The 18,113-nt window shown below is 52.5% G+C and carries 16 protein-coding genes; 2 read left to right on the forward strand and 14 right to left on the reverse strand.

Annotated features, from left to right (window positions below):
- Positions 1 to 16: 16 nt before the first annotated feature.
- The gene (locus ACNQ6O_RS10150; RefSeq protein ID WP_418053096.1) at positions 17 to 1,510 is read right to left on the reverse strand and encodes a CoA-acylating methylmalonate-semialdehyde dehydrogenase; all 1,494 of its coding nucleotides are present in this window, start codon (positions 1,508 to 1,510) and stop codon (positions 17 to 19) included.
- Positions 1,511 to 1,654: 144 nt separating this feature from the next.
- Between ACNQ6O_RS10150 and ACNQ6O_RS10155 the strand changes: the two genes are divergently transcribed.
- Entirely contained in the window at positions 1,655 to 2,557 is a 903-nt protein-coding gene (locus tag ACNQ6O_RS10155) for an AraC family transcriptional regulator (RefSeq protein WP_418053097.1), read from the forward strand.
- Between the two features lie 100 nt (positions 2,558 to 2,657).
- A complete protein-coding gene (locus tag ACNQ6O_RS10160) occupies positions 2,658 to 3,647 on the forward strand; it encodes an XdhC family protein (protein WP_418053098.1) in 990 nt (329 codons plus the stop codon).
- On the opposite strand, the gene ACNQ6O_RS10165 is transcribed toward ACNQ6O_RS10160, so the two are convergent.
- From ACNQ6O_RS10165 to ACNQ6O_RS10225, 13 genes are all read right to left on the reverse strand, one after another.
- On the reverse strand, positions 3,619 to 5,655 hold the full coding sequence (locus ACNQ6O_RS10165; protein ID WP_418053099.1) for a CocE/NonD family hydrolase: 2,037 nt from the start codon (positions 5,653 to 5,655) through the stop codon (positions 3,619 to 3,621). The genes ACNQ6O_RS10160 and ACNQ6O_RS10165 overlap by 29 nt on opposite strands.
- Before the next feature lie 649 nt (positions 5,656 to 6,304).
- Positions 6,305 to 6,703, reverse strand: coding sequence for a hypothetical protein (locus tag ACNQ6O_RS10170; protein ID WP_418053100.1), 399 nt, complete (start codon positions 6,701 to 6,703; stop codon positions 6,305 to 6,307).
- Positions 6,704 to 6,723: 20 nt separating this feature from the next.
- A complete protein-coding gene (locus ACNQ6O_RS10175) occupies positions 6,724 to 7,092 on the reverse strand; it encodes an STAS domain-containing protein (RefSeq protein ID WP_418053101.1) in 369 nt (122 codons plus the stop codon).
- Positions 7,083 to 7,511, reverse strand: a complete 429-nt coding sequence (locus tag ACNQ6O_RS10180) for an ATP-binding protein (protein ID WP_418053102.1) — start codon at positions 7,509 to 7,511, stop codon at positions 7,083 to 7,085. Before ACNQ6O_RS10180 ends, ACNQ6O_RS10175 begins: the two co-directional genes overlap by 10 nt.
- Positions 7,508 to 9,826, reverse strand: a complete 2,319-nt coding sequence (locus ACNQ6O_RS10185) for a GAF domain-containing SpoIIE family protein phosphatase (RefSeq protein ID WP_418053103.1) — start codon at positions 9,824 to 9,826, stop codon at positions 7,508 to 7,510. Before ACNQ6O_RS10185 ends, ACNQ6O_RS10180 begins: the two co-directional genes overlap by 4 nt.
- Before the next feature lie 6 nt (positions 9,827 to 9,832).
- Positions 9,833 to 10,876 (reverse strand): peptidoglycan-binding domain-containing protein, encoded by a 1,044-nt coding sequence (locus ACNQ6O_RS10190; protein ID WP_418053104.1) that lies wholly within the window; start codon positions 10,874 to 10,876, stop codon positions 9,833 to 9,835.
- Between the two features lie 259 nt (positions 10,877 to 11,135).
- Positions 11,136 to 12,926: a pilus assembly protein TadG-related protein gene (locus ACNQ6O_RS10195; protein ID WP_418053105.1), complete on the reverse strand. Its 1,791-nt coding sequence runs from the start codon at positions 12,924 to 12,926 to the stop codon at positions 11,136 to 11,138.
- Positions 12,919 to 13,191: a hypothetical protein gene (locus ACNQ6O_RS10200; protein ID WP_418053106.1), complete on the reverse strand. Its 273-nt coding sequence runs from the start codon at positions 13,189 to 13,191 to the stop codon at positions 12,919 to 12,921. The genes ACNQ6O_RS10195 and ACNQ6O_RS10200 overlap by 8 nt, the downstream gene beginning before the upstream one ends.
- Positions 13,191 to 13,889, reverse strand: a complete 699-nt coding sequence (locus tag ACNQ6O_RS10205; RefSeq protein WP_418053107.1) for a tetratricopeptide repeat protein — start codon at positions 13,887 to 13,889, stop codon at positions 13,191 to 13,193. Before ACNQ6O_RS10205 ends, ACNQ6O_RS10200 begins: the two co-directional genes overlap by 1 nt.
- 58 nt (positions 13,890 to 13,947) lie before the next feature.
- Positions 13,948 to 14,820, reverse strand: coding sequence for a type II secretion system F family protein (locus ACNQ6O_RS10210; protein WP_418053108.1), 873 nt, complete (start codon positions 14,818 to 14,820; stop codon positions 13,948 to 13,950).
- The gene (locus tag ACNQ6O_RS10215; protein ID WP_418053109.1) at positions 14,813 to 15,730 is read right to left on the reverse strand and encodes a type II secretion system F family protein; all 918 of its coding nucleotides are present in this window, start codon (positions 15,728 to 15,730) and stop codon (positions 14,813 to 14,815) included. Before ACNQ6O_RS10215 ends, ACNQ6O_RS10210 begins: the two co-directional genes overlap by 8 nt.
- Entirely contained in the window at positions 15,727 to 16,920 is a 1,194-nt protein-coding gene (locus tag ACNQ6O_RS10220; RefSeq protein WP_418053110.1) for a CpaF family protein, read from the reverse strand. The genes ACNQ6O_RS10215 and ACNQ6O_RS10220 overlap by 4 nt, the downstream gene beginning before the upstream one ends.
- Before the next feature lie 14 nt (positions 16,921 to 16,934).
- A complete protein-coding gene (locus ACNQ6O_RS10225; RefSeq protein WP_418053111.1) occupies positions 16,935 to 18,110 on the reverse strand; it encodes a response regulator receiver-like protein in 1,176 nt (391 codons plus the stop codon).
- Between the last annotated feature and the right edge of the window lie 3 nt (positions 18,111 to 18,113).

The following is an 18,113-nucleotide window of genomic DNA, read 5'->3' on the forward strand; positions in this document are numbered from 1 at the left end:
ACTCCTGGCTGCGCGATTAGCGCAGCTGAATAGAGAAGTTGGCTTCTGACGATGTGGCCTCGCTGTTAAACCAGCGTGAAGTCACGGTTTTGGTCTCAGTATAGAAACGAACCGCCTGCTTACCGTATGCGTGTTGGTCACCGTAGAAAGAGCCTTTCCAACCGGTGAACGAGAAGAACGGCATAGGTACCGGGATGGGAATGTTCACACCCACCTGACCTACCTCGATTTCATGCTGGAAACGACGTGCTGCGCCACCATGGTTGGTGAAGATGGAGGTTCCGTTGCCGTATGGGCTGTTGTTAATCAGCTCAATCGCATCGCCCAGTGAATCTGCATTCATGCAGCACAGTACCGGGCCAAAGATTTCCTCATTGTAGATATCCATCTCAGTGGTGACTTCGCTGAACAACGTTGGCCCAACCCAATGTCCGTCCGGAAGGCCTTCAACGGTGCAACCGCGGCCATCCAGCATCAGCTTCGCACCTTGGGCTTCACCGGTAGCAATCAGAGACTCAACGCGCTCCTTAGCCTTGGCACTGATAACCGGGCCATAGCTGGCACCGGAATCGTTCCAGGCACCCGGGCGAACCTTAGCCATGGCTTCTTTCAGTTCTGGAATCCACTCTTGAGCCGCACCCACGAACACCGCGACTGAGATGGCCATACAACGTTGGCCTGCAGCGCCCACAGAAGCACCAACCAGCGCATTGATCACCTGCTGTTTGTCAGCATCCGGCATGATGACCATGTGGTTCTTGGCACCGGCGAAGCTCTGAACACGCTTCATGTTGCGAGTACCGGTTTCATAGATGTAACGACCGACAGGCACGGAGCCTACAAACGAAATGGCCTTGATGGCCGGGTCGTTCAGCAGCGTGTCCACCTGCTCTTTTGCACCGTGTACTACCTGCAGAACGCCTTTAGGCGCGCCGGCCTGTTCAAACAATTCCGCCAGTCGCATTGGTGTAAGCGGATCTTGCTCGGACGGCTTCAGAATGAACGTGTTGCCGCAGGCGATGGCCATTGGGAACATCCAAAGAGGAATCATGGCTGGGAAGTTAAACGGCGTGATGCCGGCACAAACACCCAGAGGCTGAATCCAGGAGTGGGTATCAACCTCACGAGCAACGTTTTCAACCGTTTCACCCATCATCATGGACGCAACGTTGGCGGCGTGCTCAACCACTTCAATGCCACGCCAAACATCGCCTTTAGCATCGTCAAACGTCTTACCGGTTTCCTGAGACAGGATTTCGGCGATTTCGTCGTGGTGCTCTTTCAGCAGAGCTTGATAACGAAGCATTACCCGAGCCCGCTCGGAGATAGGCGTTTCTTTCCAGCTTTTGAACACCTCACCGGCGTTGTCGATGGCCTGACGCATTTCATCAGCCGTGGCACAAGGCACTTGCGCAATCACTTCGTTGGTAGCGGGGTTGGTCACGTCGATCCAGTTCTCGGTCTGGCTCTGCGCGAATTCACCGGCAATATACTGAGGTACTTTCTTCATGATGATGTCCCGTGGTTGTTGTTGTCCGGAACGCCCTGAATGGCCTTTTCAGTCCCACACCAAGGCGATGATTTACCCACAGACTAGCACGCACCTCAGCAATAGGTGATTGACTAAATTTCGCTCTTGATGGATTATTTTTCGATGGCAAGGAAAACAATTCCCTCACAATCTACGCAAACCTCGCAGTGGCCGGTTCCCTCGGACAGTGTCCGGTACGTTATTCCTGAGCCGATTGTTCGGCTTCTCGCCAGTCATGACCTGACTCGGGAGCTGTACCCCCTCGCATTCGGCCACTACCGGAAGGCCATCGGCCACCATATGCACCGGGAACATCACCGCGACAATCTTTTGATCTACTGCACGGATGGAAAAGCCTTCCTGAACGTTGAGGGAACCCCCCACACGGTCGGCTCTGGCGATCTGCTGCTGTTACCTGCCGGCGCGAGCCACCGGTACACCGCCGACCCGAACAATCCATGGTCCATTCACTGGGTTCACTACTCCGGCCCCTTAGCCGAAGCCTTCCGCCAGCACATGGGTTTCACCAATGGCACCTACATTCGCCATTTAGGGAGGCAACCCCGTTTGCTGGTGGACTTCAACGGTTTGCTGTCGGTGCGGCAGACCGGCTTTCGAACCCAAGGGCTGATACACGCCAGCAACCGCCTGCGCCAGCTACTGGCGGCGGTACCGATCAATGCCGACGAAACCGGGCAGGCCCGGCAGGCTGAGCTGGAGATCATTCACAATTACATGCGGGAACACCTCGAAGAGCGACTCACGCTGAATGAGTTGGCCGAACTCGCAGGCCTGTCGCCCGCCCATTTTGCCACCCGCTATCGCGAGCAGACCGGCACCGCGCCCATTCAGCATTTCCTACACCTGAAAGTAGAGCGCGCGTGCGAACTGCTGGACACCACCAGCCAGACCTTTGCGGATATCAGCCGGCAACTGGGTTACGACGACGCCTATTATTTTTCCCGCCTGTTTAAAAAAGTGATGGGAAAATCGCCCAGCGACTACCGCCACACTGCGAGGCATTGATTAACGGGTGCTGCCACCTCATGCTTGGGCGCTGTTATAGTTGGCACCGCTTCAAAATTCGGATCACAACACGGTTTAAACCACGTTTCGGGAGACATTAATGCAGCCGCTGGACATTCAGGTTGTTGAGCAAGCCATCAGCTGGAGCAAAACCGGTCAGGACTTCTGGTTATGCACCGTGCTGAGTACCTTTGGCTCTTCACCCAGGGCCCCGGGCTCCTGGCTGATTGCAAAAGCCGACGGCGCCCATTGCGGCTCGCTTTCTGGCGGCTGCGTTGAGGAAGATTTTCTTGCCCGATTGAGTGACGGTGACTTTCAAGGACGTCTGAATCGAGTTCGATACGGTGCCTCGGAGGGTCCCGACAATCCCCGAGTTAGCCTTCCCTGCGGAGGCGTCCTGGATGTACTGGTGGAGCACTGGCCCGCTAATGAACACACTCTCGAACACTTTCTCGCACTCAAAAAAGCCTTGGGGGGTGAAGGTGCTCTGGTTCGCAACCTGTGCTTGGAATCCGGCGAAGTTGAACTCGTCCCGGATGACAGCCTGGGCAGCAAAGTTGAAGAAGATCCCAACGAACAGCGAGTGCGCCTGCGCGTGGGCCCCGTTTCCCGACTGGTGATTGCCGGGCTTTCGCCGGTATCGACCGTGTGCGCCAGTTTTGCCCACAGCCTCGGGTTTGAAGTGATTGTCTGTGACCCTCGGCCCGAGGAAGTTCGACATTTCAATGTGCCGGGGGTTACCTTGCGCCAAGAACTCCCATCAGTCTGGATTGCCCGTGAAGGCTGCCACCGGGCAACAGCTATTGTTGCGCTCACCCACGATCCGAAGATCGACGACACCGCCCTTATCGAGGCGGTCAAAACCGACGCTTTCTACATCGGCGTTATGGGGTCTCAAAGAACATCAGAAAAGCGCCGGGAGCGCCTGTTGAGAATTGGCGGGTTAACGGAAGCCCAAGCCGATCGCATTCACATGCCGATCGGCCTGAATATAGGAAGTAAAACGCCCGCCGAGATCGCCCTCTCGGTGATGGCGGACGTTGTTCGGGTACGCGAGGGCGTTACGGCGCCTGCATCGCGTCCAGCTTAGCCGAAGGCACAACGGGCAAGACCACACTCGAAGGCGTCTCTGGCCCGGTGTGCAACGTCATCACGCCCAACAAAGAGTGGAGTGCGGTGAGCAGTGGAGGCAGACCTTGCGCAATATTGCTGGTATTCACCGACACTCTCAAGCTTGACCCAGGCGGCACAAACGCACTGCTAGGGAAAATTTCTACGGAAACTTTGCGCACCTCTCCGGACTCATACGGCTGGGTATCTTCCAGACGGAAGGTATGCCATGGCTGAATCATTTCCCCGTTTACAAATCGAGAGCGTGTTTCATCAACCGAGTTCAGACCAGCTGTCATTAAACCGTTCGTGACTGGGGTGGTGGTGCCGTCCGGGTTCACAATGTCCAATCTCACGGAAACCTGCACGTCCTTCGCGGTGGTTGAGACCCAAAGGTCTGCCTGCATCGGCCCGTTCAGATACAAGCCATCTTCGCCAGCCGGCAAATCATACTTGGCCGCTGCAATCTCGGAGAACGTATTATCTTGCGCACACGGAAGAGGAAGCATGCCGCCCAACCCTGCCGTCCACTGATTGAGACTGGACGAACACAGCCCGTTCAACAAGTGCTGAGCCACCAGCGCTGTTCCAACATCTTCAGGAGCCTGAGGCTGCATCTGGCCAATCCGTGTCAGACCTTCCGCTGGGCTCAAGTAGAAACGTTCTGCCTGCATATCCGGGTGCGGCCAATGGCTGGTGGTGTCGTATTCGTCTAACCCGAGCACATACTGGGTAACATCCGGCTGACTCTTCACATCGGTGTCCAGCCCCATGACGTACTCGTCAAACCATTGCAGACGCAAGGTGTCCAGGTCAGGTACACCGTGCTGATCCGCGCCGTCACCGCCCATAAAACCGACACCCGCAGCACCAATGTGGTCCCAGGGGCCGATCAACAGTTTGGTATCCACCCGAGCGCTCAACTGTTCAAACCAGAGCGGCTCACTGCGCTGAAACAGATCAAATAGCCCACCCACAATAAAAGTCGGCACATTGATTTTATCAGCACCTTCAAGCGGAGAGCGAACTGCCCAAAAATCGCTGTCGTAGGCGGTTTCAGACTCTCCTGTCAGAGCCTTAACAACCGTGGGTACCTGGAAACCTGCCAAGGCGCCATACAAGCGTTCCGGTATAGCTTTCAAAAAAGCTTCAGAATCAACGGCCGCCATCTCCGCTGGAATAATACCGAAGCCTGTCACCATGCCGAGCCATAGCGGAATAAACGTAGCGTTCACATTGCCACCGGTAAAAACAATGTCCCGATAGCCATCGCCGATCGGTACGATGGGGAACGCCGCCTTCACCGCTGGATGGCTGTGCTGCGCCGTCAGTACCGAGGTGATACCCAAATAGGAAATGCCTTCCAAGCCGATACGGTCCTGAGCCCAATCCTGTTCTACCACCCAGTTCAGCACCTCGAGGTAATCCTGCTGCTCACGCTCGTCGAACGCTGCCCAGCTGCCACCGGAGTTGCCAGTGCCACGAACGTCCACAACAACGTGGGCATAGCCCCGCTTTACGAGGAATTCGTTGGCACCGCCTATCTGCGGCACGTACTGTCCTAAAGAGGTGTTATAGGAAGTCTGCGTAAGCACCACGGGGAAAGGCCCGGGAGCAGGCTCTTCTTTACTGAAGCCCGGCAAGGTAACTTTGACAAATAGCCGGGTACCGTCAGATATAGTGATCGCTTGATTACCCAAAGCGACCATGTGGGTAAACTCCGGCGCCCGCTCGTATGGCTGCCACTGACGCCCGTCATCGCCCATCACATCGACAAACCGAGCTTCCGACTGGCGGTTACCTAGGGTCATCATTTGTCTAACGGGTTTCGGGAGTTCTGATGCGTTGGGGGGCACGTCCTCTTCTATGCCTGGCGCGGGCGATGCGTCTGCCCCTATCCCAGAGCTGCCCGAAGATTCCTCTCCACAACCTGCCAGAGCCAGCGAAAGTGCCAACAGCCAAGAAACCGTGATCGAACTTTTTTGCATCGTTACATACTCCCACATATGCAATAGGGAAAGCCGTCTCGCACACCCATTCATGCACATGGAGAAGACCAATATTGACGCAGCTTATCAGTAGAACTTCGTATGGCATTGGCTATCCTGACATACGCTTTTGGCGATGCTGACCATGATGGGCCATGCTTTGAGGTGACGACTAATCGTTTTTATCGGAGGTAGCTTATAGCTGCATTCGAGACGACAGGGGCCAGCACAGCCAAGGATGCGACCGTTCAGTCTCGACGACTTGATAGGAATGTTACTGCGGGAAGGCTTGCATGCGGGGAACTGCAGGCGCTCTTATAACCGGGACTGGATGCCTCAACATCCACTTTTAATTCTAGCGACAACACTCTTGGGTTGATCCGCATTATCTTGGCAAACAAGTCGGCTCGCACAAAATTCGCTCATTTCCAACGTGCTAGTTGCAAGCTTAGAAATGTCATCCCGAAGCCCCTGCGGCATCTCGCGAAGTCTCTTTGTCGCCTCACCATTAGCCACCTGACGCCTCAGGCTATCACCCAGCACGAGATGAACCCTTATACCGGCCCCAGCCATGCGTTTAACGGCCTCTAAGTATTGCTGATCGTAGAATTCCATCGCCAATTCCTCAAAAAAGTCTTTGTGAAACACGTCAGACTGTACTCGGCAGGCTGTCGATCATACTTTCATAGTTCTCAAAATAAGCCACGGGTACCAACCATTCTTTCTTTTCCACTACACCACTGGTGGCGCTTGCTCCGCTTAGCCCTGACAAAACGATGTAACCATACTCAGTAATGAACTGCTTCAGCTCCATTGCGCTCACTCGGTCGTCAGCATTTTGCCAATCCAGATAAACCACATATTCTTCAGACTCGAGCGTAAAGGTGAGAGATTGCGGGGAGTCAGCCCCGAAGGACTGATGCAGGAAAGTCACGTCTTCAGGTGCAGATGTGGTGTCTGGCAGACCGTACATAAACCACTCGATATTAGTGACTCCACACTCTCTATCGCGCTGAATTCCGATGACACCATCAAGAACGACTGCCATAAAGCACTCCGGCCGAAGAGTTAACCGTTTTCCTGCTTCTGAAGGGATGTCAGATACTCGTCCATCTCTTCGGAACTACCGAACACCGAAAGGTCCGGCATGAGCTTAACCACTTCAAACACCTTCTCCACGCCGGGGTTCATTTCGGTCACCATCAGCTGGCCGTCTCGTGCCTTCATCTGCTTCAGCATTTTGAAAACAACTCGTAAACCGGCGGAACTGATAAAGCTAACGCCCGACATGTTCAGCGCCAAATAAGTCACCGAAGGATGGACCATCTCATCCAACTTAGCTTCCAACTCCGGTGCGGTGTCGCTGTCCACTGAACCATCCAGCCTCAGCCCTAATGCTTCATCACTTTTCTGAATCACCGAAATTACTAACGACATAACAGGTTTTCCTTTGAGTCGCGTTTCAAGTTCCATCTGATAACCATGGTGTTGATACCATTCTGGTAGTTATAGTGAAATTCATCACTAAGTGCCGGGATCAAATGCAGCCCCATCCCACCGTCAGCACGGGAACCTAAAGATTCACCAGGCATTGGCCTGGCGTTGGTGGGATCAAAGTGGGGGCCGGGGTACTCCACCACCAAGTCCAAACACTCCGTCCCCAGTTCAACCGTTAACGTCCACACTAAGTCCGGATTATCCGGGGCTACATGCATTTTGAGATTGGCATAAATTTCGTCAACAATGACTTGTAAGTCATGTACCAAAGCACTCGCCACGCCTAGCTGCTGCGCTTCATGAGCCACAGACTTTTGTACACGGCTGACCGGTTCGTTAGCACTTACCTGTAGCTTCATAATCCCTGGCGGCTCAATATCATTATAGTTATGTCGTCGGACTGCTCCGCCCCCGCAGTGTACTCCACCAAGCGCTCACGAATATTGGTCAAAAAACATTCTTCGTAACTACGCGGTCTACCACCAAGACTCAAAAGTCGCTGCTCACCAAACTCCTCGCCAGCAGCATTAAATGCTTCTGTGACTCCATCGGAGTATAGTACAAGGCTACCTCCGGCGGGAATTTCAAGAAACTCCGTGACCGGCTCTAATTGTTCATACAAGCCAAGAGGGGCAATGGTCTCGCCACTCCAAAGGTGCGGCAATTGATCACTGTATCGTTGCATAGGCATAGTATGGCCGGCGTTAATCATCTCCGCCCTGCCGGTCTCTTTGTCGACCAGCACCATCACCAATGTCACGAACATGCACGCGTCGTTGCCTCGACATAGCTCTCGGTTCAACGCAGCGGTAATGCTCTTCAAATCACCATCGTTGTTGTAAGCCAGAAAATTCAACAAACTGATGGTCTTGGCCATAAACAGTGCCGCGGGGACGCCTTTATCGGAAACATCTCCCACGGCCGCAAGAAACCGCCCCCGAGATAACGGTATCACTTCGTATAGATCGCCCCCTACGGCACTGGCGGGATTCAACCAAGACTCAATCCTCCAGTTTCGAAGCTCTTTCACATACGACCCATTGCCCGGAACCATCGACATCTGAATACTCTTCGCGACCGCCAACTCGCTCTCTAGCTTCTTCCGTGCCCGACGTTCAGTATCGGCAGTGTCCGCCAAATGCTCGACTAAACGCTGATTGATAAGGCTCGTTTTCATCACCGAACCAATCACGCTCAAGTGTTCTATCGTAGATTTCGCCACATATTGAAACTTTGACTCCACAACCAAAAAGCCCAGCAGATAGCCCTTCAGGGAATCACTGTACAGCGGCACCACCAGCACAGGCTTGGATTTCTTGTGAGCTTTCAGAAAACCATACAAATCGTCTTGAGGGCTGATGTATTTCGGATCACGATTTGGAAACAGGTCGTTGAAACGCTCTAGAGCAATGGACACACCACCTTCTGCGTTCTCGTCTACGTTAAAGTCGGTGCTGGAGACAGGAACAATCAAGTCTCGCTCTGACTCCACCCGCCAAACCTCTATAGACCCCAGATCATATTTCGATTTAATACCCTGAATTACACAGGTCAGCCCGGCAGAAAACCCTTCCGATGGAACGTTAACAATAGAAACGCTAACCTCGCGAACATAGCGTTCGTTTTCAGAAGACGCCTCCAGCTCAAGCCTCCATTGCTCCCGTTCAATCGCCAGCCCTATCAGCGAAACCGCAAAAGCAAAGTGACCGACCACGTCGTTATCGGGGCGCTTAGGTACATCACTGAACAGTGTTATGACGGCCTTTAGATCACCAGCCTGCCCCAATACGGGCTCAGACCATGCCGAGGCTACGTTCAGAGACTTCAGAACATCGGCGTAGCCCTGCCACTGAAGATCTTCACTAACGGATTCGCAAATAACGCTTTGTCGTGTATGCGCGGCTGAACCAATGGATGTGGCACCATAGCGGGCCGATACGAAAGGTACTTCCGAACAAAAAGCACGCGAGAACTCACCCACACCCTGAGTGATCAAACTGTCTTTCTGTTCGTCATATAACGAAATAACGCAGTGGGCGCCGGCAATCTGGGTTTCCAGCAGTTTGGCTACCCGATCAATAATGCTTTCAAGAGAGCTGCCGTCGTTCACGCTGAATAGCGCTCTTTGGCGCAAGTTATCAGCAATACTTTGAAGCTTCCGGTGATGAATATTAACACCAGAGAAAATCATAGCCGGCTCACCCGCAAACACCGTGAGCGTTACTTCGCAGTCCATCCACAAACTTTGGTCGGGCCCCGCCGAGAAGCACCATTCTCGGCGCTCGATGCCTAGCTCACGGCCTCGAGATAACAAATCTTCGAAATCTAACAGACTGTGCGGGGCCGATAGCCAAGCGTCGGGCTGGCTAAACACCTTGTCCATCAATTCTTGTTCACTGCTGCAACCGAATAGCTCCAATGCCTGACGATTAGCAAACAACAGCTTTGGCCATTGCCGCTCAAAAATCAGGATAACGTCTGGCAGTTTATTCAGGAGAGCGCGAGTGTCTTCGAGGGAGGAGTTGTACTGACGGCGAAATTCTTGAAGGCGAGAGGCTAATGATTGAAACCGAGCAGCTTCCCTTCTGCGAAAACGAAAATGCACCAGAAGCACAAGCGCTGCTATGGCTAAGGCCAAACCCAATGACGGCAACACAAGTACTTCTGGAAGCATTACGGTTTATTCCATTAGTTCGAGGTGCTCTAGCGTTTCAATCGTAATCGCACCAGAGGCCAATCCATTTTCCCGCTGATACAGGGTGAGCGCATCCAAGGTTGCCGGCCCAAGAAGCCCGTCCTGCACACCAGGAGCATAGCCTTGATTCTCCAAACGCTGTTGCATTTTCAGGACCATGTCACTGGTTAAGTTGCGATCGCACACAGCCTGTCTGGCTACAATTTTCGGTTTCCCTTCGTAGCGCTTAACATTCATTGAAAGCATTTCGGCCGGTACTTCCTGCTGAACCGTTTCAGCCGGCTTGACCAACTCTGCAATTTCAAGAGCGTCGATCTCGTCTTGCATGGCTACCGGAATGACTTCTGCTGGCTCATCAACTACCCAGCGGGTCACGGTTTTGTACTCGGCGGGGATCACTTCCGTGCGGGTTGTTTCCGGCTTAACCAGTTTGGTTACCCTGACCGTTTTCGTTTTTGCAGGAATTTCCTTGGCGCAGAACCCAAAGGCAGAAGATGCCCGGGCATAGGCCGCAGCACCCGATGTCCGGCAAGGCTCTAATTCGGTACGGGCCTCTTCCAAAACCACTTCTTCTTCCACCTCTTCGTATACCGCAGGCTCTACCACCAAGCGTGTTGTTTCAGGCTTCACTTCAACCTCTTCCACAACTTCTTTATAGGTGGCGGGTTTAACGCGGTAGGTTTTGGTGCCCTGCTTTGTCACAACCTTCTTCAGCCCACGACGAAATTCTGCTGGGGTTACTTCCAGCCGCACCTCAGAGTCCCGTACTTTGACTTCAAGATTGTCGTGTACGGAGCGAGGATGAATCTGGGCGTATACCCAGCATTGGCCGGGCTGGATATCCATCACTGGCTCGCCCATTGTCTGCAGGCCATTTTCTGCAGGCGAAGAGGTCACCGCCTTCTGAGCCGAAGAGGACGTTGGCTTACTTTTCGCATTTGCCTTGGTTGTTTCAGAGCGTTGCTGCGGTTGCTCAGCCGCAGATGGCTGCACAGCATTTTTTTCAGGTTGGCGTTTCGAGGTTGTCACAGAGTTTTCTGCGCGCTTCTTCGGCGCTGAAACGCTACGGGGCTCCACAGCCCGACGAGGATCAACCTCATAGGAGTAGATACCACTAACGGATTGCGCTTCTGTTTGAGGCTCTAATGCACACCCTGACACGGTGACAACCAATATCGGTAACCAATAATATTTACGTAACACGCGCCTGCCTTTGTTCATCGTTTGTATTGTGATTGCCTCTCTATAGAGAGGCAGAAAGTTATTTAGTGGCGTCAGTATATCAACTTTAAAGCTCTACATTTTCAATCAACTGAGTACTGAGCTGATCCGCACCAGTCATGGTAATTTCCAACCCGGAAAGATCTACGCCTAACGCCATCAATAGTGGTGACACAATCCCTTGAAGCAAAACTGTGGTCACAAGGTTAACCAACACTTCCACTACCGGTTCAAGCAGCTTAATCAAGGGATTCAATAAACTAAGGGCACTAGAATCACCGCAGTCCAGAGCCAAATTCTCAATACTGAGGTCCAACCCTTGGATCCAGGTTGGCTGACTATTGGTCAATTTCTTCGCGCATTGCCCATCCGGACAATACAACGGAACGCTGGTTAATGAATGCATTTGTTCTGCAATCGGGATATTCACTCCGAGATCAGCATCCACACACAAATTCAGGAGAGGTTGCCCCAACAAAGCAAGCTTTAACAGGTCTGCATGTATTGGTTTATGCGCTACCGTACCATCAGGCTGAATCGTGCCGGTCTCTATGCTGGCCACCGAAGGGTGCGCCAACACTTCGATGTCGATATCGTTTTTATTGCCTCGGGCACAACGGGCGCCTACAAATTCGGCTCGGCCACCCCCCACGTTAACTGTCAGCGGCACCCGAATGCTATCCAATAGCTCTACCTTTACAAGCCCCAAGGTCAAACCTGAAATCAAATCACCGATAAAGCCAATGGAAAGCTCTAAATCGATAAGCGCTTCCAAAGACACATCAGACGAGCGAAGCTCCGTTATCCACTTACCGTTCTTGCCTTGCCGTGCCGGACCAATCACAACAGGCGCAGGATTATCCACAGCTAGCTTTAATGCGAGATCAAGGTCGCCAAGCAACCCATTATCTAGCAAGGGTTTCAGCGCCGGGGTCGCGTTGGTATCTATATCCAACCCAATCAAGCCAGTGCCTGATGCCTTTCCTAACTGGTGCGCGCTATTCAGTACAACGCTCATAATGAAATCGTAAAGCGGGAACTCGGCACTCCGGGCTGCTTCTTTATTCCCCTTCACTTCGAGTACCGAGGAAAGCTCGAGCCCAGTAAGTCCTACGGCACCCGTCAAATCATCTACAAGCGCACCTACGGGCGTCGTAACCCCGCCAACGACATCAACAACGGCATCCAGCACTTCAATCAAAGGACGATCAAGCAATGCCGTAACATTATTGACACCAAGATTGGTAAGCAGATCACCGACCCCAATCAACGTGGATTCAAGACTGGTCACACTCGTTGGGTCAAGGGCATAATTACTCTGACCTAGAATGCCGCCGAGAAGGTTTCCAAGAAGACCGTTGGTCACTTTCACGGTTGAGCTGTTGGCGCTCAGAGTCGCGTAAAGCTCTTTTCTCGCTGCAGCGTTCACTGAGAGCTCAACCGGCTCGAAGAAGGTTTCTGGCAGCAACCATGAAACTCGTTCTTTTCGAGTGTAACGAACGACGGCCGCATTACTTTGGTTGGGGGGCGTTTCTTTGAATGCGAGTTCGCTGGTATCAGGCTGGCTTGCATCAAGCACGCCTACAATCAGTTCAAGATCACTGCTATCACCGTCAAACCCTGCTTGTTTCGCTGCCGCCAACGCGCGCGAGCGCATCAGGCTGACATCTCCCACACCACAGGCCATAGCCTCGTCAGCCGCCGCTGTTGCAGCTGCGTTAACCACAGATTGCATGTCGTTTTTAACACTGTAAAGCCGCGTAGCATCCATCGCCAGGGTTGCGACTACAGCAATAACAACCAGCAAAAAGGGCATCAGGAAAATCAAAACGCCCTTTTGGCGCTTGATATCACTCACCGCTAGAGGACTCGCCAATACGATCAGGCATAGGCTGATCAAAAGACTCTGCCAAGCGTTTCTGAGTTTTTGCATAGAGAGCCGTGCTCAGTTCGCCGCCTCTCGGTGTTTGATCAGCCTGTTTATCGAAAATCTTTCTGACATCGGTTCGGTTATCACGCTCAAGATGAACACCGGATAAGCCAAGATCCGTTTCGGTTTCAGTTGCTATGGCGTTAGAGGTCACCAACGCCATAACTGCTAAAAAACAGGCCTTAAATTTCATCAGACACCTCCAGAAAAGCGCTCAGAAAACTTTATACCCGCTGACACTGCCTCATTACTCAGGCCTAACTCACGCTGAAGTTTAGCAACAGAATCATCACCACCTTGCAAATAATACGCAGCAATCATATTTCTACCTACGGTCTCTTTCTTGCCTGAAAGTTCGTAGGCCGTGCGCAGTTCAAAAGCAGCCTGACCGAAGAATCCGCCCTGCATAAGCACGACGCCGAAGTCGTTTCTCATATCTGCAGATGCGGGCTCTTTCGCCTTCGCCGTTCCCAGAGCCTTTAATCCCTCTTCAATCTTCCCACCTTTTACATAAACCACGCCTAAGCCGTGATATGCCTGGGCGCTGTCACAAGTTTCGGCGATCTGCTGATACACGTCTTCTGAATAATCCAGTTGTTCGACTTTTGCGAGCAACTGGGCCCATCGCAACCAATGCTGCTGAGTTTGGAACGATAGCGCTTCCAACCGTGCCAAAGCTGCGTAATTTTCTGACGCATTCATCATCGAATCGATAGCGTCTAACTCAACACGATGTTCGGGGGTCATGTTGGTAGAGCAGTTGATCTGCAAATCACTGCCGGAAGTCCGCACTTCCTTCTCAGTGTCTTGTACAGGGGGAAGAGCACAACCCGAGACCATTGCTGCAGTGAGGAATGCTGTCGTTAACAGGCTGGCCTGCTTGTACTTCATCTGTTGCTCCTTGAATTAAATACGGTCACGTTCAATTTTTTTCGAACCCAATAACGCACTACTGTTGGAGCGCGTCCATGATCGATAGCACGGCAGGCCCACCAATTAATATAAACAAAGAGGGCAGCATAAAGGCCATCATGATGATTGTCATTCGGGCGCCTACTTTATTCGTTTCTTCTTTCAACTTACTGCGCTCTTCATGGTGGGCTTCGGTAACAATTTGCTCCAGGGCCCCGGAAACTCCGGACCCAAGCGTGCCCGCCTGCTTCATGAGCGTGACATAGCTACGCAAAACCGTGAGGTTCCGGTTTCGGCCTAATTCATCGAGAGCTCGACTCCGGTCTGCCCCGCTTTCCATGACTCGATTGAAACGGTCGATCCTGGTTACCAACAGAGGCATCAGCTCTCTGGCTTGATGCGAGATCAACTTCAACGCACGTTCCGGGCTAAGGCCTGCCTCCATCAACATCCGCGTCATCTGACAGAGCTCTATCGATTCCCGGTTTTGTTGTTTTTCAGCCGTGCGGCCTGAACTGCGAATAAACTGCCGCGAAAGATAAAACGACATCATAAACGTAACCGCCGTCACCATAACGCCAGAAAACACAATGGCGAGCAAAGTCAAAATCAACGGCACAACCCAACAAACAACAATATAATACTGCCGAGCCCGATAAGGTGTTTTGCCCGTCGCATCCAAGGCGGGTTCCAGCTCCTTAAAATCGCCCGCTATTAGAGGTTGCCCAACTAACCAGTAAACAAACGTTTCCAGAGGCGGGCTACCTGATTCATCCTCTGTGGTCAGTTGTCGGTGATGCAAGCGAGCTCGAACCCGCGACTGCAACGCCCAGGCAGGCGCCCAGACCCACAGGTAAAGCACCGAAACAACGGCTAAAACAATCGCTCCTACAAACCAAAGATTAACCACGGCCCACTCCCCTGATCAGGTTCCAGACCAAAACCGTTCCGATGACCTGCAACACACCCGCCGTAATCATCATGGTATGGCCCGTCGCGGTATTCAGAAGCGCCTCGGAAAATTCCTCGTTCATTAGCACAACATAGGCACCCAACCCCGGGGGCATAATGGCAAACACAATGGCTGTAAAACGGGTTTCAGCAGTAGCCGCCATAAACTCACGACGTAACTCTTCACGGGACCGAATCGCTTTAGACACTTCTTCAAGCACCGGCCTGACAGGAGAGCCAAAACGGGCCGAAGTTCTCAAAGCAATCGCCATCTGGGTAAGTGGAGGAATGCTGTAAAGCTCTGCAAAGCCATCCAGAACCTGCGTGTAATCACGGCCCTGACTGATAGCGCCCCGCAACCGGAAACATAGGGGTTCAAACGCCGGCGATGCATCATCGAACGCAACCAACATACTTTGCTCAACTGAGCGCCCTGCTGAAAGGGAGCGCAAGACAGCATCAACGATGCCTGGAAGCTCTTCGAAAATCTGGCGGCGCATACGCTCAAATTTAACGCGCCAAAGAGTTATTGCAATTAAGATGAGCGCGATCACCGCAACCAAAGCCTCTATCGGGCCCCGAGCTACCACAATAGCAACGACAACAGCTCCCCCCCCGATAAACAGCAGGAATAACCGAGGAACAGAAGCCTTTATTCCGGCCTTCATCATGAGCTGTTCAATGGGGCCTAACCGAATGCCAGCGACTGTTTTTTCTTCAATGACATCTTGAGGTGCCAACCGGCGACGACTTTGCTTTTGCAAGTTAGCCATCCCGCGATAGTAGCCGACCACAAACTGCAGCAAGACCACCACAACGGATAAAAAGCCCAAAACCAAGGCCGACAGCCACAAGATTTGTACACTCACTGCGCTTCGCCCTCTACAAGCTCATCCCTGACATCCGCGGCTTGGTACAAAATATTCATCTGGTAAGGGTTGGACTTGGTCGGTGTCATTTCGACAACTTCGCTGACAATACGACGACCATTTGAAAGGCGTTTAAGCTGAACGAGCACATCCAAAGAGGAACCGATCAAGCGCCCGATGGCCTGCTCGCCGGCGTCATAACCGTTTACAGCCAGCAACGTTTCTATTCGAATCATTGCGTCCTTTGAAGAGTTCGCGTGTATCGTGCTCATCGAACCCTCGTGCCCTGTGTTCATCGCCTGCATGAGCTCGATAATTTCACCGGCACGCACTTCACCGACAATAACCCGATCAGGCCGCATTCGGAGCGCGTTAATAACCAACTCGCGAGCACTAATACGACCGGAGCCCTCTGCGTTGGCTGGCCGAGTTTCCAGCCGAACAATGTGGGGGTGGCCAAGTTGTAATTCAGCCGAATCCTCGATCGTCACAATCCGTTCATCCTTGGGGATGAATTGACTGAGCAGGTTCAGGATCGTTGTCTTTCCTGTGCCTGTACCACCGCTCACAAGCAGATTTCTGCGCCCCTGCACGATTTTAACTAACAGATCCAAACACTCTCTTGTCAACGACCCAAGATTCACCAAATCCGATGCTGCCAAATGCTTTTGAGTGAATTTTCGAATCGAAACGGACGGCCCATCAAGAGCTATCGGCGGGATAATGGCGTTCACCCGAGAGCCATCCTGAAGCCGGGCATCCACCATGGGGCTGCTCTCATCCAATCGCCGCCCTAAGGGCGCCAATATTCTACGGATGATGCGCATCACATGATCGTCATCAATAAATCGGGTTTGCGCCTTTTGCAGTACACCGGCCACTTCCACAAAGACGTTTAAGGGGCCGTTAACAAGGATGTCGTTCACTTCGGCATCGGCCAATAAGGGCTCCAGTGGGCCCAGACCAACTATTTCGTCCAGGGTTTCTCGAGCTAACATGACCTGCTCAGCAGTTGCCAGAGGTATGCGATGATTAGCGATGTACTGATTAACGTTCGCTTCTACAAATTTCTCGAGTTGGCTGATTTCGGTTCGTTCAACTTCAAACCCTTCTTCGTCCAACCGCTCGATCAGGTGTGCGTGCACTTGTTTTTTTAGTTGCTGATATTCTTCATCGACACGAGTTGCCACGATTTAAATGCCCCTCAGCGTTTATTGAAGAAGGAGAACGGCCCCTTCAATGAGTGCTCGCTCACGTAATGTTTATGTACAAACTCCACCAACTTTTTCTGATAAGGCGATGATCTTGGCAGGGCCCCCAATGGCACGCCGGCATTGATGGAGTCCAATCGGTTTAGCCATTCAACGGGAAGGCGAAGGCTTGCTTCCAGGCCTATGTTTTTCTCGATATCTTCCAGCTTTAAGGTCGCCCCTTTCTTGTATCCATCAATGACCACCAAGCTCTGACATTTTGAGCCCAACCACTTGCGACTCTGCTGGAGCATTGCCTCCGTATACTGGATCTGGTCGACCACTGGGTGAGCCAAAATCACCAATTTAGTGATATCCGACCCGAGAATTTTTAGCCAAGCTTTCGCTTGGTGCTCCACTACCCGGATGACCATGTGATCAAACAGCTCGGCCAACCTCGATACGGCAATAAACAAATCGGCCGCATCATCGCCCGTGAGCGTTTCAGCCATGATATTGCCTGAAAGCAAACGCAGCCCCGGGGAATACTCTTCCAGGGCCGTATTAACAAACGACTGGTCGATCGCTTCGGTTCGCTTGACCAAGTCATTCAGACTTAGCCGGTTCAGACTATCCAAATAAAAGGACCGGTTTTCAGTAGCCATGGTATCGATAGCTAATACGGAACCCTTGGACTGCTGATGACTAAGCTCACACGCCAGGTTCTGCGCAAAAAAGCGGGTGTCGACAACCGATGCCGCGCCAAGCACCAGCGTTAAAGAACCGGCCACTCTTTCCGCTTTAGACTCCGCATCAACCGCCGCTAATTGGGAAAGTGCATAAATCCTCTCGCTGGCCCTATCCCCATCAACTCCGGTAATTAAGCAGTCTCGAGCGCCCGCTCTCATTACATCCAGCAGCAGCTCCTGCGAAATATGCTGGGCAACTGCGACCAAACTGACGCCAGGATTAGACGTTAGGATGGCAGAAAAGAGCTTGGCAGAACGGCCAGGTTCAGTCTCGTTGACAGCCGCAACAACCACTTTGGCTTGGCTAGCTTGGACCAATCGATTTACACGTGACAGATCACCCGAAGAAACAAACTCAAGGCTCCAGGCATCTCCAAGCACTCGCTCAAGCCAAGCGCGAATGCCTACTTCCTCTGCAATACAGACCAGAGTCTCACTCATGCT

It is taken from the genome of Marinobacter sp. SBS5 (genome assembly GCF_048285575.1).
Classification (GTDB): domain Bacteria; phylum Pseudomonadota; class Gammaproteobacteria; order Pseudomonadales; family Oleiphilaceae; genus Marinobacter.